The organism is Pseudomonas sp. 273 (assembly GCF_029201425.1).
GTDB lineage: Bacteria > Pseudomonadota > Gammaproteobacteria > Pseudomonadales > Pseudomonadaceae > Pseudomonas > Pseudomonas delhiensis.
In genome coordinates this window covers 7,254,024-7,268,121 of sequence record NZ_CP116775.1, presented here as the reverse complement: position 1 = coordinate 7,268,121, position 14,098 = coordinate 7,254,024, and the positions used below count along the sequence as shown (strand labels likewise).

10 protein-coding genes and 4 pseudogenes are annotated in these 14,098 nt (G+C 66.5%); 1 reads left to right on the top strand and 13 read right to left on the bottom strand.

Going from position 1 to position 14,098, the window contains the following annotated elements:
- Positions 1-2: 2 nt before the first annotated feature.
- The 7 genes and pseudogenes from aroB to PKO50_RS33200 form a co-directional block, all read right to left on the bottom strand.
- Positions 3-1,109, bottom strand: a complete 1,107-nt coding sequence (gene aroB / locus PKO50_RS33230) for a 3-dehydroquinate synthase (RefSeq protein ID WP_275628372.1) — start codon at positions 1,107-1,109, stop codon at positions 3-5.
- Between the two features lie 51 nt (positions 1,110-1,160).
- Positions 1,161-1,679, bottom strand: a complete 519-nt coding sequence (gene aroK / locus PKO50_RS33225) for a shikimate kinase AroK (protein ID WP_089390050.1) — start codon at positions 1,677-1,679, stop codon at positions 1,161-1,163.
- A gap of 8 nt (positions 1,680-1,687) precedes the next feature.
- Complete coding sequence (pilQ, locus tag PKO50_RS33220; protein ID WP_275628371.1) at positions 1,688-3,775, bottom strand: type IV pilus secretin PilQ; 2,088 nt, start codon at positions 3,773-3,775, stop codon at positions 1,688-1,690.
- Positions 3,776-3,831: 56 nt separating this feature from the next.
- Positions 3,832-4,356: a type 4a pilus biogenesis lipoprotein PilP gene (gene pilP / locus PKO50_RS33215; protein WP_089389909.1), complete on the bottom strand. Its 525-nt coding sequence runs from the start codon at positions 4,354-4,356 to the stop codon at positions 3,832-3,834.
- Positions 4,353-5,009: a type 4a pilus biogenesis protein PilO gene (gene pilO / locus PKO50_RS33210; protein ID WP_109933142.1), complete on the bottom strand. Its 657-nt coding sequence runs from the start codon at positions 5,007-5,009 to the stop codon at positions 4,353-4,355. The genes pilP and pilO overlap by 4 nt, the downstream gene beginning before the upstream one ends.
- Positions 5,006-5,605: a type 4a pilus biogenesis protein PilN gene (gene pilN, locus PKO50_RS33205; RefSeq protein WP_275628370.1), complete on the bottom strand. Its 600-nt coding sequence runs from the start codon at positions 5,603-5,605 to the stop codon at positions 5,006-5,008. The genes pilO and pilN overlap by 4 nt, the downstream gene beginning before the upstream one ends.
- Positions 5,605-6,668, bottom strand: a pseudogene (locus PKO50_RS33200) (pilus assembly protein PilM). Before PKO50_RS33200 ends, pilN begins: the two are co-directional and overlap by 1 nt.
- 185 nt (positions 6,669-6,853) lie before the next feature.
- Between PKO50_RS33200 and PKO50_RS33195 the strand changes: the two are divergent.
- Positions 6,854-9,285: pseudogene (locus tag PKO50_RS33195) on the top strand (penicillin-binding protein 1A).
- A 1,130-nt stretch (positions 9,286-10,415) separates the two neighbouring features.
- Here PKO50_RS33195 and PKO50_RS33190 read toward each other — a convergent pair.
- The 6 genes and pseudogenes from PKO50_RS33190 to PKO50_RS33165 all read right to left on the bottom strand — a co-directional run bounded on the left by PKO50_RS33190 (position 10,416) and on the right by PKO50_RS33165 (position 14,048).
- Positions 10,416-10,907, bottom strand: a complete 492-nt coding sequence (locus PKO50_RS33190) for a M48 family metallopeptidase (protein ID WP_089389905.1) — start codon at positions 10,905-10,907, stop codon at positions 10,416-10,418.
- Between the two features lie 60 nt (positions 10,908-10,967).
- Entirely contained in the window at positions 10,968-11,738 is a 771-nt protein-coding gene (locus PKO50_RS33185; protein ID WP_109933138.1) for a class I SAM-dependent methyltransferase, read from the bottom strand.
- 20 nt (positions 11,739-11,758) lie between these two features.
- Positions 11,759-12,204 (bottom strand): annotated as a pseudogene (locus PKO50_RS33180) (hypothetical protein); the annotation flags it as partial.
- 68 nt (positions 12,205-12,272) lie between these two features.
- Complete coding sequence (gene fba, locus PKO50_RS33175; RefSeq protein ID WP_089389902.1) at positions 12,273-13,337, bottom strand: class II fructose-bisphosphate aldolase; 1,065 nt, start codon at positions 13,335-13,337, stop codon at positions 12,273-12,275.
- Positions 13,338-13,441: 104 nt separating this feature from the next.
- Positions 13,442-13,785 (bottom strand): annotated as a pseudogene (locus tag PKO50_RS33170) (MliC family protein).
- A gap of 68 nt (positions 13,786-13,853) precedes the next feature.
- The gene (locus PKO50_RS33165) at positions 13,854-14,048 is read right to left on the bottom strand and encodes a hypothetical protein (RefSeq protein ID WP_275628369.1); all 195 of its coding nucleotides are present in this window, start codon (positions 14,046-14,048) and stop codon (positions 13,854-13,856) included.
- Between the last annotated feature and the right edge of the window lie 50 nt (positions 14,049-14,098).

Genomic DNA, 14,098 nt, shown 5'->3' with positions numbered 1-14,098 from the left:
CCTCAATGTTCTCCTAACTGATCGACCAGGGCCTGGTAATCAGCACGCAGGGTTTCTTCCAGAATCTCACGAGGGAAGTCCGCAGTGACCACCGCATCCCCCAGCCCTTTCAGCAATACGAGGCGCAGACGGCCGTCGAGCACCTTCTTGTCCACCGCCATGTGCTCGAGGAAGTCCCCGGCGCTCATTTCCTTCGGCGGCACTACCGGCAGTTTCGCCCGCTGCAGCAGGCGCACGCCACGATCGCGCTCGGCGGCGGTCAGCCAGCCCAACAGATGCGACATCTGCAGTGCCATCACGGTTCCCGCGCCCACGGCTTCGCCGTGCAGCCAGACGCCATAGCCCATGTGGGTCTCGATGGCGTGGCCGAAGGTGTGGCCCAGGTTCAGGGTAGCGCGCACCCCGGACTCCCGTTCGTCGGCGCCCACCACGCGTGCCTTGGCCGCGCAGGAACGCTCGATGGCTTCGGCCAGGGCGGCGGAGTCGAGCGCCAGCAGCGCATCGACGTTGTCTTCCAGCCAGGCGAGGAAGGGCTCGTCGCAGATCAGGCCGTACTTGATGACTTCCGCCAGGCCGGCGGACAGCTCGCGGGCCGGCAGCGTACGCAGCGAGGCGGCGTCGATGACCACCGCCTGCGGCTGGTAGAAGGCGCCGATCATGTTCTTGCCCAGCGGGTGGTTGATGCCGGTCTTGCCGCCCACCGAGGAGTCCACCTGGGACAACAGGGTGGTCGGCACCTGGATGAAGTCGACGCCGCGCTGGTAGCAGGCGGCGGCGAAGCCGGTCATGTCGCCGACCACGCCGCCGCCGAGGGCGATCAGGGTGGTCTTGCGGTCATGCCGCGCCTGCAGCAGGGCATCGAAGATCAACTGCAGGGTTTCCCACTGCTTGTAGGCCTCGCCATCGGGCAGGACCACGGCGATCTGCGCGTAGTCGGCCAGCGTCTTCTGCAGGCGCGCCAGGTACAGCGGGGCGATGGTCTCGTTGGTGACGATGGCGACCTGCCGCCCACGGATGTAGGGCGCGAAATGGCGCGGGTCGTCCAGCAGCCCTTCGCCGATGTGGATCGGGTAGCTGCGGTCGCCGAGATCGACAGTGAGTGTGCGCATGAAGCCCCCAGACAGGAAAGGGCACTAGGATAACGCAGAACCGGGCGCCCTTTAATGGCGCTCCAGCCTGCGCAGGCGATCGAGTATCTCCAGCACCACCAGGCGCGGCGGCCGCTCGTCGGTTTCCACCACCACGTCGGCGACTTCCCGGTAGAGCGGATCGCGCAGGGCCATGAGGTCGCGCAGGATCTGCCCCGGGTTGGGCTTCTGCAGCAGCGGCCGGTTCTTGTCGCGGGCGGTGCGGGCGATCTGCTGGTCGACCGAGGCGTGCAGGTAGACCACCTTGCCGCCGGCCTTGAGCGCGGCGCGGTTGGCCTCGCGCAGCACGGCGCCGCCGCCGGTGGCGATCACCACGCCATCGCCGTCGCAGAGCTCGGCGAGCATGGCGGTTTCCCGCTCACGGAAGCCGGCCTCCCCCTCGACGTCGAAGATCCAGGGGATGTTGGCTCCGCAGCGCTGTTCGATCTCCTTGTCGGAGTCCTTGAAGTCGAGGTGCAGCTCTTTGGCAAGAAGACGCCCGATGGTGCTCTTTCCAGCACCCATCGGGCCTACCAGAATCAAATTGGGCACGGCATTGATCAACGATCGATGGCAATGGCCTGATTATTCATGATCCGGGGAGTGAGGAAAACCAGAAGCTCGTTCTTGGTGTCCTGCACGTAGTCGTTCTTGAACAGGCGGCCGACGACCGGTACGTCGCCGAGGAACGGTACCTTGGAGGTGGTCTTGGTCTGGGTGTTGGAGAACACCCCGCCGATGACGATGGTTTCACCGTCGTTGACCAGCACCTTGGCGTTGACCTCGTTCTTCTTGATCGGCGGTACGCCGAGCAGCGCGTTCTGGTAGTCGGGCTCGTCCTTGTTCACCTTGACCTGCATGATGATGCGGTTGTCCGGGGTGATCTGCGGGGTAACCTCCAGGGACAGCGCGGCCTCCTTGAACGACACCGAGGTGGCGCCGCTGGAGCTGGCTTCCTGGTAGGGAATCTCCGAGCCCTTGAGGATCTTCGCGGTTTCCTTGTCCGAGGTGACCACCTTGGGCTGCGACACCACTTCGCCGTTGCCGGTCTTCTCCATGGCGTTGAGCTGCAGGTCCAGGGTGGTGTTGTCGGTGACGAAGCCGATGCCGATGCCGGAGGTCGGCGTCGCAGTGGTCACGCCCAGGTCGACGAAGGTGTTGGTCGCGCTGTTGGTGCCGCCGCTGATGTTGAAGTTGCCGCGGTTGTTCAGCGAACCGCCCCACTGCACCCCCAGCTCCTTGGTGTAGTCGACGCTGGCCTCGACGATGCGCGCCTCGATCATCACCTGGCGTACCGGGATGTCCAGCTGCGAGACGATGCGGCGCAGCTCGTCCAGGCGGTCCTGGGTCTGGTAGGCGATGATCGCGTTGGTGCGGTCGTCGACGGTGATGGAGCCACGGTTGTCGCTACCGGCGGCAGGCTGGGCGCCCGGACCGGAGCTGGTGCCGGTGACGGACTGGAACAGCTTGGCGATGTCGGAGGCCTTGGCGTAGTTCACCTGGATCAGTTCGCGGCGCAGGGGCGCAAGTTCAGCGATCTGCTTCTGCGCTTCCAGCTCCTGGCGCTCGCGCGCGGCGATCTCGTCGGCCGGCGCCACCAGCAGCACGTTGCCGACCTTGCGCTTGTCCAGGCCCTTGGTCTTGAGCACCAGGTCCAGTGCCTGGTCCCAGGGCACGTTCTGCAGGCGCAGGGTGATGTTGCCCTGCACGGTGTCCGAGGCCACCAGGTTGAGGTCGGTGAAGTCGGCGATCAGCTGCAGCACCGAGCGCACGTCGATGTCCTGGAAGTTCAGCGACAGTTTCTCGCCGGTGTAGGCGAAGCTGTCCTTCTTGCGCTTCTCGGCATCGCCGGCGGTCATCGGCTTGATGCTGACGGTCATGCGGTTGTCGGTCTGGAACACCAGGTAGTCGTACAGGCCGCTGGGCTCGATGACGATGCTGGCCTTGTCGCCGGCCGCCGAGGCGTTGACGAACTGCACCGGGGTGGCGAAGTCCTTCACGTCCAGGCGCACGCGCAGGCTGTCGGGCAGCTGGGTGCGCGGGAAGTCCAGGCGGATCTTGCCGCCCTGCTCCTGGATGTCGGGGCTGACGCTCGGGTCGGACAGGTCGATGACCACGTTGCCCTCGCCCTGCTCGCCGCGCTGGAAGTCGATGTTGCGGATCGCCTTGCCCACCGGCACATAGGGCTTGGGCTGCACCGGGCGGGGCGCCGCGGCATAGGCCGGGGCCGCGGCTGGCGCGGAGCTGGCCGCCGCGACCGGCGCACCGCCGCCCTGGCCGACCAGGATGATCAGGTTGTTGCCCTGGGTACGGGTGGAGTACGGCACTAGGCTGGTCAGGTTGATGATCAGGCGGGTGCGGTCCTTGGCCTCGACCACGGTCAGGCTGCGCGCGTTGCCCACGCCCAGCTCGCGGTTCTTGCTGCCCAGCTTGTTCTGCACGCCCGGCAGGTCCAGCGCGATGCGCGCCGGCTGCTCGATGGTGTAGCCACGCGGCGCGGTCACCGGCTCGTCGAAGCCCAGCTTGAGCTCCACGCGATCCCCCGGCAGCGACGCCACGTCGACGCTCTGCAGGTTGGCGGCGAGCAGGCTCGGCGCGAAAAGGCCGGCCAACAGGGCGAGGCCCAGGCGGGTCATAGTTCTGTTCATCGTCGTCTGTATCCGTCGTGCAGACAGCAGTTTGTTATCCATGGTCATCCCCGCCCTTAGGAGCGCTCCTTGAGAGTCAGGCTGCGCGGACGTTCGAGCCAGCCACCCTCACCGTCAGGAACGATCTCGACTACATCGATCTTGCCTTCGCTGATGGAAACGATCTTTCCATCGTTGCGCCCCAGGTAATCGCCGACCTTGACCCGGTGCACCCCTCCTGCACCGCGGACCAGGGCGAACGTACCCTCCTGATTGGACAGCGTGCCCACCATCTCGAAGGTCTCGATGTTGAAACCCTCGAGGAACTGCTTGACCCGCGTTTCGTCGGGCTTGACCACCTTGGAGCCCTTCTGCTTGATCGCCAGGTCGATCTTCACCGGCGGCTGGAACGGACTGCGCAGGGACGAGGCGTTGTAGGTGAAGGCCTCGTAGGGCTGGAACTTGGGCAGGGGCTCGATGGCGCCCTTGGGCCGCGCACGGACCTCGTCCATGTACGCCTGCAGGTCGGCGAAATCGCCGCCCGCACCGCAGCCGTTCAGGCTGAGCAGCAACAGACCACAGAGCATCAGGCGCTTGTTCATTTCTTCGCCCCCGCCTTGTTGGCCGCCGGCTTGGCCTGCACGCCCTTGTCGTTGTAGCGGTAGGTCTTGGCCACGATGGTCATGCGCAGCTTGGTGGTACTGTCCGCACTCACGGGTTTGATCTCGAAGTCGTGCAGGGTGACGATCCGCGGCAGGCTGGCCACGCCGCTGACGAAGGTCGCCAGGTCGTGGTAGCCGCCGACCACGCTGATCTGTATCGGCAGCTCGATGTAGAACTGCTGGGTGACTTCCGGCAGCAGCTTGATCTCTTCGAACTCCAGGCCGCTACCCAGGCCGGTACGGGTGATGTCCTCGAGCAGCCCGGGCACCTCGGTGTCGCTGGGCAGCTGGCGCAGCAGGGCGCCGAAGGACTCTTCCATCTCCTTCATCTGGTTCTTGTAGGCTTCCAGGTTGGCCGCCTGGAAGGCCTTGGTGCCGAACTGCTGCTTGAGCGTCTCTTCCTCGGCCCGGCGCTGGTCCAGCTCGCCTTGCAGGTCCTTGAGGTGGAACTGGTAGCCGAGCACCAGCACCAGCACCATCAGCAGCGCGCCGGCGATCACCTTGACCGCGGCGGGCCAGGAACCGACGTTGTTGAAGTCCAGCTCGTTGATGTCGATCTTGCGCAGGCTTTGCAGGGAATCGGCCAGACTCATTTCTTGGCTCCTTGCGCGACTGTCTTCTTCTCCTGCTCCTTGACCTTCTCGCCGGGCTGCGTCTGCTGCACGGTGAGCTGGAAGGTGTTGGCCTGGTCGACGGCGCCCTGGGTGATCGCCTTGACCTCGGTGAGGTTGGGCGAGGTCAGCCAGTCGGAGGCGTCCAGGTTGCGCATCAGGTTGGACACGCGATTGTTGGACTCGGCGGCGCCGGCGATGGCGATGGTGTGGCCGTTCATCTTCAGGCCGGTGTAGTACACGCCATCGGGCAGGGTCCGCACCAACTGGTCGAAGACGCGCCCGATGATCGGCCGGTTGCCCTGCAGGTCCTGGATGATCTTCATCCGTTCCAGCAGTTGCTGGCGACGCGTCTTCAGCTCGCTGATCTCCTTGATGCGCGCGTCCAGCACGGCGATTTCCTTGCGCAGGAAGTCGTTGCGCGCACTCTGGTTCTCGATCGCCGAGCTGAAGTACTGGTCACCGAGGAAGACCAGGCCGCCGGACAGCAGCAGCACGCCGCCCAGGGCGATCAGGAAGCGCTGCTTGCGCTCCTCGCGCAGCTGCTCCCGCCATGGCAGTAGGTTGATGCGCGCCATCAGTCGAAACTCCTCATCGCCAGACCGCAGGCAATCATCAGCGCCGGCGCGTCACTGGCCAGCGCCCCGGCATTCACCTTGCCGCTCAGCACCATGTCGGCGAAGGGGTTGGCCACCAGCGTCGGGGTGCCGATCTTCTGCTGGATGAGCCGGTCCAGGTCGGGAATCGAGGCCGTGCCGCCGGCGAGCAGGATGTAGTCGACGTCGTTGAATTGGCCCGCGGCGAAGAAGAACTGCAGGGAGCGCGAGACCTGCTGCACCACCGCATCCTTGAACGGTTGCAGCACTTCGCTGTCGTAGTCATCCGGAAGACCACCCTGCTTCTTGGCCAGGCCGGCTTCCTCCACCGACAGGCCGTAGCGGCGCTGGATCTCCTCGGTGAGCTGGCGGCCACCGAACAGCTGCTCGCGGGTATAGATGGTGCGGCCGTGGTGCAGGACGCTGAGGGTGGTCATGGTGGCGCCGATGTCGACCACCGCGACGGTCAGCTCGTCGGCGTTGCCGCCCAGCTGGTCGCCGAGCAGGCCGAAGGCGCGCTCCAGCGCATAGGCCTCGACGTCCACCACCTTGGCGGTGAGCCCGGCCAGGGCCAGCGCGGCCTCGCGCACCTCGACGTTCTCCTTGCGGCAGGCCGCCAGCAGCACGTCGACGCGTTCGGCATTGCGCGCGGAGACGCCCTGGACCTCGAAGTCGATGGCGACCTCCTCCAGGGGGTAGGGAATGTACTGGTCGGCCTCGATCTTGAGCTGGTTCTCCAGCTCGTCCTCGGAAAGCCCGCCGTCCATCTCGATGGTCTTGGTGATGACCGCCGAGCCGGCGACCGCCACGGCAGCCGTCTTCACGCCGGTGCGCGCCTTGGCGACCACCCGCGACAGCGCCTGGCCGACCCCTCCAGTTCGGCGATGTTTTTCTCGACCACCGAGTTCGGCGGAAGCGGCTCGACGGCGTAGGCCTCTACCTTGTAGCGCCCGCCCGAACGGCTCAACTCGAGGAGTTTGACCGAAGTCGAACTGATGTCGATCCCCAGCAGTGTGTTCGCTTTCTTAGTGAAGAGCCCTAGCACGACTGATTTCCTATCAGCATCCGAGACTTACGGACGATTTATGTTTTTTGACATTAGATACCAGACTTGACACCCGCGCAAATAGCTCGCCGGCAAAAAAACTGCTTATAATGTGATCAGCTTTTCCCTTTTCGCCGCGCCTTTCGCTTAACTCTCTCTTTTCCCTGGAAATCCAAGACCTGCCAATGCGCCTGCTGAAGTTTCTGTGGTGGACTTGCGTCACCCTTTTTTGTGGAGTGCTGCTCGGTTTAAGTGGCGCCTACCTGTACCTGAGCCCCAGCCTGCCTTCGGTCGACGCCCTGCGCAACGTGCAGCTGCAGATTCCGCTGCGGGTTTACAGCAGTGATAACAAATTGATAGCAGAGTTCGGCGAGATGCGCCGCACGCCTATCCGTTTCGCTGACATCCCCCGGATTTCATCCATGCCCTTCTGTCGGCAGAGGACGACAATTTCGCCAACCATTATGGCGTGGACGTGAAGAGCCTGATGCGCGCTGCCGCGCAATTATTGTCGACCGGTCACATCCAGACCGGCGGTAGCACCATCACCATGCAGGTGGCGAAGAACTACTTCCTCACCAACGAGCGCAGCTTCTCGCGCAAGATCACCGAAATCCTCCTGGCCCTGCAGATCGAGCGCGAACTGACCAAGGACGAGATCCTCGAGCTGTACGTCAACAAGATCTACCTCGGCAACCGCGCCTACGGCATCGAGGCCGCCGCCCAGGTGTACTACGGCAAGTCGATCAAGGAGTTGAGCCTGGCGCAGATGGCGATGATCGCCGGCCTGCCCAAGGCGCCTTCGCGCTACAACCCGCTGGCCAACGCCAGCCGCAGCCTCGAGCGGCGCAACTGGATCCTCGAGCGGATGAACAAGCTCGGCTTCATCGACCAGGCCCGCTACCAGGAGGCCGTCGCCGAGCCGGTGGGCGCCTCCTACCACGTGGCGAGCCCGGAGCTGGCGGCCCCCTACATCGCCGAGATGGCCCGCGCCGAGATGGTCGGCCGCTACGGCGGCAACGCCTATACCGAGGGCTACCGGGTCTACACCACGGTGCACAGCGACCTGCAGCAATACGCCAACGACGCCCTGCGCGAAGGCCTGCAGGAATACGACCAGCGCCACGGCTACCGCGGCCCCGAGGCGCGCCTGCCGGGCAAGTCGCTGGACGCCTGGCGCCTGGCCGTGGCCCAGCAGCGCCCGATCGGCGGCCTGGAGCCGGCCATCGTCACCCGCGTGGAGAAGAGCGGCGTGATGGTCGTCACCCGCGACGGCAAGGACGACACCATCAGCTGGGACAACATGAAGTGGGCCCGCCCCTTCCTCAGCAGCAACAGCATGGGCCCGGCGCCGCGCCAGCCCGGCGACGTGCTGCAGCCCGGCGACGTGATCCGCGTGCAGCGCAAGGACGACGGCGCCCTGCGCCTGACCCAGGTGCCGGCGGCGCAGAGCGCGCTGGTCTCGCTGAACCCGGACAACGGCGCCATCATGGCCCTGGTCGGCGGCTTCTCCTTCGAGCAGAGCAGCTACAACCGCGCCGTCCAGGCCAAGCGCCAGCCCGGCTCCAGCTTCAAGCCGTTCATCTACAGCTGCGCGCTGGACAATGGCTTCACCGCCGCCAGCCTGGTCAACGATGCGCCCATCGTGTTCGTCGACGAGTACCTGGACAAGGTCTGGCGGCCGAAGAACGACACCAACACCTTCCTCGGCCCCATCCCCCTGCGCGAGGCACTGTACAAGTCGCGCAACATGGTCTCGATCCGCACCCTGCAGGCCCTGGGCGTGGCGCGCGCGCGCCAGTACATCAGCCGCTTCGGCTTCGACGCCCAGGAACTGCCGCCGAACCTGTCCATGGCGCTGGGCACCGCGACCCTGACGCCCCTGGAGATCGCCGGCGCCTGGAGCACCTTCGCCAACGGCGGCTACAAGATCAGCCCCTACGTGGTCGAACGCATCGAAAGCCGCGACGGCCAGGTGCTGTACCAGGCCAACCCGCCCAGCGTGCCGGTGGAGGACAACCCGCAGGTCGCCGACAAGGAGGCCGCGCAGCCCGTCGCCGCGCCGGCGCAGGACGATGACCCGGCCCATGCGAAAACCACCCTCGAACCGGCCCCGGCCGAGCGCATCATCGACGCCCGCACCGCCTACATCATGACCAGCATGCTGCAGGACGTGATCAAGCGCGGTACCGGCCGCCGTGCCCTGGCGCTCAAGCGCGACGACCTGGCCGGCAAGACCGGCACCACCAACGACTCCAAGGATGCCTGGTTCTCCGGCTTCAACGCCGACTACATGACCACCGTATGGGTCGGCTTCGACCAGCCGGAAAGCCTCGGCCGCCGCGAGTTCGGCGGCAACGTGGCGCTGCCGATCTGGATGCGCTACATGGGCGCGGCGCTCAAGGACAAGCCCTCGCACACGCTGCCCGAGCCCTCCGGCCTGGTCAGCCTGCGCATCGACCCGCTCAGCGGCCGCGCCGCGCCGCCGGGCACACCGGGCGCCTACTTCGAGCTGTTCAAGAGCGAAGACACCCCGCCGCCCATGAGCGAACTGGGCAGCGGTGCGCCGGGCACGCCGCTGCCGGCCGACGAAGGCGCGCCGATGGACCTGTTCTGATCGCGCACGCTGGCTTTGCGAGAACGCCGTTCTCCTGACGAGGGGAACGGCGTTTTTTGTGGGCTGACGTTCGGCGGACGCTGCCCGCGATTCGCGCGCAGGGCGCGCTCCTACATCGGAATGGCGCAGGTGGGGCGGCGTAGGAGCGGATCTCATCCGCGAACCGCGCCGATACATCCGGCTATCGCGGACAAGGTCCGCTCCTACAGGAGGAATATCATGCCTCCCGGCAGCCTGTAGGAGCGGGCCTTGCCCGCCATTCGCGCGCAGGGCGCGCTCCTACATCGGAATGGCGCGGGTGGGGCGGCGTAGGAGCGGATCTCATCCGCGAAACGCGCCGATACATCCGGCTATCGCGGACAAGGTCCGCTCCTACAGGAGGAATATCATGCCTCCCGCTAGCCTGTAGGAGCGGGCCCTGCCCGCGATTCGCGCGCAGGGCGCGCTCCTACATCGGAATGGCGCGGGTGGGGCGGCGTAGGAGCGGATCTCATCCGCGAACCGCGCCGATACATCCGGCTATCGCGGACAAGGTCCGCTCCTACAGGAGGAATATCATGCCTCCCGCTAGCCTGTAGGAGCGGGCCCTGCCCGCGATTCGCGCGCAGGGCGCGCTCCTACATCGGAATGGCGCGAGTGGGGCGGCGTAGGAGCGGATCTCATCCGCGAACCGCGCCGATACATCCGGCTATCGCGGACAAGGTCCGCTCCTACAGGAGGAATATCATGCCTCCCGCTAGCCTGTAGGAGCGGGCCCTGCCCGCGATTCGCGCGCAGGGCGCGCTCCTACAGGGAATGGTGCGGGTGGGGCGGCGTAGGAGCGGATCTCATCCGCGAAACGCGCCGATACATCCGGCTATCGCGGACAAGGTCCGCTCCTACAGTTCCAGGAAGCACCGGTGTAGGAGCGGACTCCGTCCGCGATTGGGCTCACCGGCCACGCCGGCCGCCCCGGGGGCACGGAAACGTTTTTTGCCCCGAATGGGAAAAAATTCCGAAAAGACTGATGGCAATGTGCCAAGCGTTTTGATTACTCTCCGGGTGCGGCGGGGGAAGGCTCCTGTGCGGTCGACCCCCATCCGATCGCCGGGAGCTTCCCGCGGCATCCTGGCGCGCCAGGCGCCGGGGCCTCAGCCCAGCTCGCGCCAAGTCAGGTAGACGCGCAGGTCGAATTCCAGCTGGTGGTAGCCCGGCAGCATGTATTCGCAGAGCTGGTAGAAGGCCTTGTTGTGGTCGCGCTCGCGCAGGTGCGCCAGCTCGTGCACCAGGATCATCTTCAGGAACTCCGGCGCCGCGTCCTTGAACAGCGAGGCCACGCGGATCTCCTTCTTCGCCTTCAGCTTGCCGCCCTGCACCCGCGAGATCGCGGTGTTCAGCCCCAGGGCGCGCTGCACCACGTCCAGCTTGCTGTCGTAGAGCACCTTGTCCACCGCCGGCGCGTTGCGCATGTGCTCCTGCTTGAGCTGCATGGCGTAGGCGTACAGCGCCTTGTCGCTCTGCACCTCGTGGCGAGCGGGATAGCGGCGCTGCAGGTACTCGCCCAGGCGGTCCTCGGCGATTAGCTGGCGGACCTGGTCCTGCAGCTGTTGCGGGTAGGCCTGGAGGTAGCGGAGCGGTTGCATGGAGGTCGGGTCGTGGTGACGGGCGCGCAGTCTAGCCGATCCGCGCGCCCCTTCGCAGTCTCAGTCCAGCACCACCGCCGAATAGGCTTCGGTACGGTAGGGGAAGGCCACCTCGGCCTGGTCCTTGAGCGCCGGGTGGCTGGCGATCAGCTCGCGCAGGCGCTGCTCGACCCGCGCCTTCTGCTCCGCCGGCAGCGCGGCGATGAAGCTGATCGACAGGGTCCGCGCCACTATCACCTGCTCCGGCGGGCCGACGTGGCGGTAGCTGAACTCGCGCAGCTGCAGCGGGCCGAAGGGCGCGCCGGCGAAGGCGCGGCGCCATTCGCCGGTGTGGAAGCGCGGGGTGCTGCCCTCGTAGGGCGCGACTATGTGGGCCAGTTCGGCGACCCAGTCCACCCGCTCGTCGCGCACGTTCCACACCAGGCCCAGGTGGCCGCGCGGGCGCAGCACGCGATGGATCTCGCGCAGCGCCTCGGGCTTGGCGAACCAGTGGAAGGCCTGGGCGCAGAGCACCGCGTCCAGGCTGGCGTCGGCCAGCGGCATGCCCTGGGCGGTGCCTTCCAGCACGCGCACGTCGGGCAGCTCCTGGTGCAGGCGCTCGCGCATGGCCGCCATCGGCTCGATGGCGGTCACTTCGGCGCCGGTGCGCAGCAGCAGGCGGGTGAACTTGCCGGTGCCGGCCCCCAGGTCGGCCACCTTGCTGGCGGCATGGATGCCGAGGCTGCCGTCGAGCCAGCCGAGCAGTTCGTCGGGGTATTCGGGGCGCCCGTGGGCGTAGGTCTCGGCCTCCTGGCCGAAGCCCTGCTGGGCGCTGGCGTGAACGCTGTCCATGGAACGGCTCTCCTGTAGGGGATCGCCCTCCGGTATAGCACACTCAGCGCAGCCGGCAGGCCTGGCCTTCGAGGTAGTCGCGGTAGCAGGCGAGCAGCCTGGCCTCGCTGATCCGGCAGCGCTTCTGCCGGCACTGGCTGTGGAACTCGAAGCGCCCGCCATCGGGCTCGGCGAGCTGGATGCGCAGCGCCGGCCAGCCCCGGTTCGGCACCTTCTCCGGAGTGCTCAGCAGGCGCCCTTCGCTGACCACCAGCGGCGCGCCGGCCGCGGCGTAGTCGAAGACGAACAGCAGCGAGCGCGAGGTCTTCAGCGTGCACTCGGTATGGCTCAGGCAGTTCTGCGCATCCGCCGGCAAATCGAGCGTGGGCGCTCGCGGCGCGGGGGCTTCGGCGGGCGCAGGCGGGCCGGGCGGCTGCGCAGCGCAACCGGCGAGCAGGAGCATCAGCAGGGGAACGAGCCAACGCATGGCGGCCTCCGGGGGCGTGGATACGAAAGAGCCCCGCCGGGGCGGGGCTCTTCGGGGGCGGGGCCGGATCAGTTGATCTTCGGCTCCAGCTCGCCCTTGGCGTAGCGCTGGAACATGCCTTCCAGGGAGATCGGCTTGATCTTGGAGGCGTGGCCGGCGGTGCCGAAGGCTTCGTAGCGGGCGATGCAGACATCGCGCATGGCTTCGATGGTCTTGGCGAAGTACTTGCGCGGGTCGAATTCGCTCGGGTTCTTCGCCAGGAAGCGACGGATGGCGCCGGTGGAAGCCAGGCGCAGGTCGGTGTCGATGTTCACCTTGCGGACGCCGTACTTGATGCCTTCGACGATTTCCTCGACCGGAACGCCGTAGGTTTCCGGGATTTCGCCGCCGAACTCGTTGATGATCGCCAGCCAGTCCTGCGGCACCGAGGAGGAGCCGTGCATCACCAGGTGGGTGCCGGGGATGCGCGCGTGGATCGCCTTGATGCGGTCGATGGCGAGGATGTCGCCGGTCGGCGGCTTGGTGAACTTGTAGGCGCCGTGGCTGGTGCCGATGGCGATGGCCAGGGCGTCGACCTTGGTTTTCTTGACGAAGTCGGCGGCTTCTTCCGGGTCGGTCAGCAGTTGGCTGTGGTCCAGCACGCCTTCGGCGCCGACGCCGTCTTCCTCGCCGGCCATGCCGGTTTCCAGGGAGCCCAGGCAGCCCAGCTCACCTTCCACGGACACGCCGCAGGCATGGGCGAAGGCCACGGTCTGCTGGGTTACGCGGACGTTGTAGTCGTAGTCGGCCGGGGTCTTGCCGTCTTCCTTCAGCGAGCCGTCCATCATCACCGAGGAAAAGCCCAGCTGGATCGAACGCTGGCAGACGTCCGGGCTGGTGCCGTGGTCCTGGTGCATGCACACCGGGATGTGCGGGAATTCCTCGATGGCCGCCAGGATCAGGTGGCGCAGGAAGGGCGCGCCGGCGTATTTGCGGGCGCCGGCCGAGGCCTGCACGATCACCGGGGAATCGGTCTTGTCGGCCGCTTCCATGATGGCGCGCATCTGCTCGAGGTTGTTGACGTTGAAAGCCGGGACGCCGTAGCCGAACTCGGCGGCGTGGTCCAGCATTTGGCGCATGCTGATGAGTGCCATGTTTTCACTTCTCCCAGGAAGTTGGGCTCGTTCTATGGTTCGACAGCCTGCCGCAGGGGCAGGCTGCATTCAAGTCTGTTGCGCCGCACGGCGCCATACCGGAGCTAGCGTGCGTGGCAGCCGCGGCCGATCAGGTCGTTGCTCTCCACCCAGTAGATCAGCCCCTGGTCGCCGGTAACGCTGAAACCGACCAGTCCGTCGCTATAGAAAGCACCGGAGCCGCCGGGTTCCTCCTCCAGGTGATGGACGACGTCGTCCTCACCCAGGCGCAGGTCCACCACCGACGAGCGGGTACCCTCGACGTAGCGCCAGATCACCACGGCGCCGCTGTCGCAGGTCCAGTGGTTCCACCCGCCCCCTTGGCGGCGCCGGCGCCGCTCCCCGCGGGGTGGCTGGAGCAACCGGCCAGCAGGGCGCCCAGGGCCAGGGCGGCGAGGTAACGCTTCATCGGGCAATTCTCCCTCTCACGGCGATGCCGTATGTCCATTCAGCCCCGCGCCGCACCGGCGCCCCCGTTCAGGGGCAGTTCACCGGTTTCCCGGCCGGGGTCGGATCGCCGGTACTCAGGCTCTCCACCCGCTCGCGGTTCTGGTCGCTGGGGACCATCACCTCGGGCGGGCTGACCAGCTCGCAGGTGGCGGGCTTGCCGCCAGCACCGCTGCAGCCGGCCAGTATCAGGCAAAACGCGAAGCCAAGGGCGACGTGGGGCATGATTGCTCTCCTTTGTCCCGTCCTCGAAGGTTGTGACCCCCGAGGACGCC

Bases quoted from the DNA above. Each gene is read 5' to 3' on its own strand.
- aroB (WP_275628372.1), bottom strand. From the start codon at position 1,109: ATGCGCACACTCACTGTCGATCTCGGCGACCGCAGCTACCCGATCCAC.
- pilQ (WP_275628371.1), bottom strand. From the start codon at position 3,775: ATGAACAGAACTATGACCCGCCTGGGCCTCGCCCTGTTGGCCGGCCTT.
- pilP (WP_089389909.1), bottom strand. From the start codon at position 4,356: ATGAACAAGCGCCTGATGCTCTGTGGTCTGTTGCTGCTCAGCCTGAAC.
- pilO (WP_109933142.1), bottom strand. From the start codon at position 5,009: ATGAGTCTGGCCGATTCCCTGCAAAGCCTGCGCAAGATCGACATCAAC.
- pilN (WP_275628370.1), bottom strand. From the start codon at position 5,605: ATGGCGCGCATCAACCTACTGCCATGGCGGGAGCAGCTGCGCGAGGAG.
- PKO50_RS33190 (WP_089389905.1), bottom strand. From the start codon at position 10,907: ATGCAACCGCTCCGCTACCTCCAGGCCTACCCGCAACAGCTGCAGGAC.
- PKO50_RS33185 (WP_109933138.1), bottom strand. From the start codon at position 11,738: ATGGACAGCGTTCACGCCAGCGCCCAGCAGGGCTTCGGCCAGGAGGCC.
- fba (WP_089389902.1), bottom strand. From the start codon at position 13,337: ATGGCACTCATCAGCATGCGCCAAATGCTGGACCACGCCGCCGAGTTC.
- PKO50_RS33165 (WP_275628369.1), bottom strand. From the start codon at position 14,048: ATGCCCCACGTCGCCCTTGGCTTCGCGTTTTGCCTGATACTGGCCGGC.